Here is a 3,125-nt window from a genome sequence, read left to right as displayed (position 1 = left end):
ATAAAGACACAGCCACAAAGGCGGTGGGGGGGGCGCCGCTCATTAGGGGGGGCGCCACCGCACAGCGCACCGGCACGGCCACACCGGCCAGGCTGGTGACCTTCAACGGGCGCAGCGAAGTCACCGTGCCAGTGGGCGCGGTGCTGCTCAGCGACCCGGTACCGATGACGGTGCCGGCGCTGGCCGATGTCTCCCTCACCGTGTATTTCCCCGAACCCACCCAGCCGGCGGTGCGGCGCACCGCGCTGCGCATTGCCGACGGCCGCCAGGCCGAGGTCGCCGACAAAGTGAAGCTGGCCTACCGGCAGAACGTGGTGTCGGCGGTGCTGGCCGAGCGCAGCACCACGCCGATCGTGGTGGTCGCGCTGGGCGATTCGATCACTGAAGGTGCCACCGCCACGCGCGGCAGCAACGGCGATTGGCCTTCGCTGCTGGCCACCCGCCTGCAGCAGGCCTGCCCGGACCAGGTGGTGCTGGTCAATGCCGGCATCAGCGGCAACAAGGTGATGGACCATGGCCGCAGCCACAGCGCGCTGGCCCGGCTGGACCGCGATGTGATTGCGCTGCCGCACGTGGACCGGGTGATCCTGTTCGAAGGCATCAACGATATCCGCCACGACGGCGGCACCCCGCCGGTGGCCGGCCGCAACGCCGATGACATGGTGCTGGGCTACCGGCAGGTAGCCGAACGCCTGCACAGCAATGGCATCCGCGCCATTGCCGCCACGATGACGCCGTTCGGCGGCTCGGACCGCTACGAGCCCGTATCAGCCGGCACCCGCACCACGCTCAACACCTGGATGCGCGGTGGGCGCAGTGGCTTCGATGCGCTGATCGACTTCGACCAGATCCTGCGTGATCCGGCCAAGCCAGAATTCCTGCCCGAAGCGATCACCCGCGATTTCCTGCACCCCAACGATGAAGGCTACCGGCGCATGGCCGATGGCGTGGACCTGGCCCTGCTGGGGTGCAAGGCACGATGAGCACGCAGCAGTTCCAGCTGGCCCACCACGCCAGCCCACGTTGGGCGGCGATGGCGCTGGGTGAAGTGATGCTGCGGTTCGATCCGGGCGAAGGCCGGGTACGCAACGCGCGCCAGTTCCAGGTGTGGGAAGGCGGCGGCGAGTACAACGTGGCACGCGGGTTGAGCAGCACCTTCGGCCATGCCACGGCGGTACTCACCGCATTGCCGCGCAACGAACTGGGCCTGCTGGCCCAGCAGCTGATCCAGGCCGGCGGCGTGGACAGCAGCCAGATCGTCTGGCGCGGGTACGACGGCATTGGCCGCAACACACGGATGGGACTGAACTTCACCGAGCGCGGCTTCGGCGTACGCGCGCCGCTGGGGGTGTCCGACCGTGCGTACTCGGCCGCCTCACAGCTGCAAGCCGACGAATACGACTGGGACACGCTGTTCGGCGTGCACGGGGTGCGCTGGCTGCACACCGGTGGCATCTTCGCGGCCTTGTCCGAGCACAGCGCGCAGACGGCCATCGCCGCCGTGCGCGCTGCGCGCCGGCATGGGGTGGCGGTGTCCTACGACCTCAACTACCGCGCCAGCCTGTGGAACAGCCACCCGGATCCGGATGCGGCACGGCATGCCAACTGCGCCATCGCCGCCGAGTGCGACCTGCTCGTGGGCGATGAGTACTCGTTCGCGGCCTGCCTGGGCATGGACCTGGCCGACCTGGGCAAGCGCGAGACGCCGATGGATGTCGGCCCGGCCGATGCGGCCGCGCTGCGGGCGATGGAGCGGTTCCCGAACCTGCAGGCGGTGGCCTTCACCCTGCGCGATGCCAGCAACGCCGCACGCAATGGCTGGGCCGGGGCGCTGCGCAACCGCGAGGCGCTGTTTGTCTCCGCCGCGCGCGAAGTGGACCTGCTGGACCGCGTGGGCGGCGGCGATGCATTCGTGGCCGGCGTGGTGCATTCCCTGCTGGAAGGCCTTGGCGAACAGGCGGCGGTGGAACTGGGCGCGGCGCACGGCGCATTGGCGATGTCCACGCCGGGCGATGCCGCGTGTACCAGCCGCGAGGAAGTGGAAGCGGTGGCGCGCGGCGATGGGGCGGCGGCGCGGCGCTAAGGACCGGATTACACGGGGATGTTGGAAAGACGTCCCAACAGGCGCAGCGCCGGATACTCGTCCCGCTTCCGGTAGGTTCGGCGGTAGTACGCGTTCCAGTAGCTGGTGGCCTGCTGGGATAGCCGCTGCATGTACACCGGATTCTCCCGCGCGAACGCGACGTACCGTGCGGGAAGGTGCTGAGAAAGCGCGCTGTCGATGCAGGTCACGATCTCAAGGACGTATTCACCCAGCAACTGAAGCACGAACGGCACCACCCATGGCTCGTCTGACGGCAGCAGGGACCGCATGCACTCCTCCCGCACATGGCCGTCGTTGTGGCGTGATCCCAGGCACAGCGCAACCCTGCCGGTCACCCCAGGAGCGCTGCAGGCATCGCGCAAGTCCTCGCGCGCGCAGTACAGGCGGTACGGAAACTGGATTGGCATGCCCTGTACCAACACCTGTACCTGATCCGGCGAGCGGGTTGCGCAGCCTCTCTCAAGCAGGCGCAAGGTATCGGCAAGTTCGTTCCGCAAAGTGGCGGGAAGGGTGAGCATGGAACCGAGCTTAGCTCAGCGCAGCAGTGAAAGCTCAGACAGCCCGGACCGCGCCGACCGGGTCAACGGGGCAGGCAATGCATCGGCAGTAAACCAGTCCAGCGCGAGGATCGCGTCTGGCTCCAGTGATGTAGCTTCGGCGTCATCCAGCGGGCGCGCAAGGTAGACCGACGCTACCCAATGCTGCCCCAGTTCCGGTTCGAAATGGTCCACTACACACAGCAGGCGCACTACCGTCACGTGCAGGCCCGTTTCCTCCCGCACTTCCCGAACCACAGTGTCTTCGACCTTCTCCATCCAGTCGACCTTGCCACCAGGCAGGCCCCAATGGCCCTGCTCGGGCTGGCGGCCGCGCTTGACCAGCAGCACCGCACCATCGGCACGCTGGATGACGGCACCGCAGCCTACGCGAGGCTGTTGCAATGGATTGGAGTCGGGCATGGGGTTCTCCGTAAGCTGATCCATTATCGCCTGCGGGCGCGCGACCACCAACGGTGGTCGCC

At 67.8% G+C, this 3,125-nt stretch carries 4 protein-coding genes; 2 read left to right on the top strand and 2 right to left on the bottom strand.

The features are described 5' to 3' along the window. Both QMX79_RS20430 and QMX79_RS20425 read left to right on the top strand, forming a co-directional pair. Positions 1-983 (top strand): GDSL-type esterase/lipase family protein (locus QMX79_RS20430; protein WP_282248408.1); only part of this gene is annotated, 983 nt, incomplete at its 5' end. Then, complete coding sequence (locus QMX79_RS20425; protein ID WP_282248407.1) at positions 980-2,083, top strand: sugar kinase; 1,104 nt, start codon at positions 980-982, stop codon at positions 2,081-2,083. The genes QMX79_RS20430 and QMX79_RS20425, both read left to right, overlap by 4 nt. A gap of 8 nt (positions 2,084-2,091) precedes the next feature. Here QMX79_RS20425 and QMX79_RS20420 read toward each other — a convergent pair whose 3' ends face one another. Both QMX79_RS20420 and QMX79_RS20415 read right to left on the bottom strand, forming a co-directional pair. Then, positions 2,092-2,622 carry a hypothetical protein gene (locus QMX79_RS20420; RefSeq protein ID WP_282248406.1) on the bottom strand — a complete coding sequence of 177 codons (531 nt, stop codon included), beginning with the start codon at positions 2,620-2,622 and terminating at the stop codon, positions 2,092-2,094. 15 nt (positions 2,623-2,637) lie between these two features. Further along, positions 2,638-3,063, bottom strand: a complete 426-nt coding sequence (locus QMX79_RS20415; protein ID WP_282248405.1) for an NUDIX domain-containing protein — start codon at positions 3,061-3,063, stop codon at positions 2,638-2,640. Between the last annotated feature and the right edge of the window lie 62 nt (positions 3,064-3,125).

The sequence above is a fragment of the Stenotrophomonas sp. PS02300 genome, from assembly GCF_029959395.1.
In the GTDB taxonomy this organism is placed as follows: domain Bacteria; phylum Pseudomonadota; class Gammaproteobacteria; order Xanthomonadales; family Xanthomonadaceae; genus Stenotrophomonas; species Stenotrophomonas maltophilia_AD.
The sequence above is the reverse complement of the archived record's forward strand: the minus strand, read 5'-3'. Positions and strand labels throughout refer to the sequence as shown.

Excerpts from the sequence above, each read along its gene's own strand:
- QMX79_RS20425 (WP_282248407.1), top strand. The coding sequence starts at position 980 with ATGAGCACGCAGCAGTTCCAGCTGGCCCACCACGCCAGCCCACGTTGG.
- QMX79_RS20420 (WP_282248406.1), bottom strand. The coding sequence starts at position 2,622 with ATGCTCACCCTTCCCGCCACTTTGCGGAACGAACTTGCCGATACCTTG.
- QMX79_RS20415 (WP_282248405.1), bottom strand. The coding sequence starts at position 3,063 with ATGCCCGACTCCAATCCATTGCAACAGCCTCGCGTAGGCTGCGGTGCC.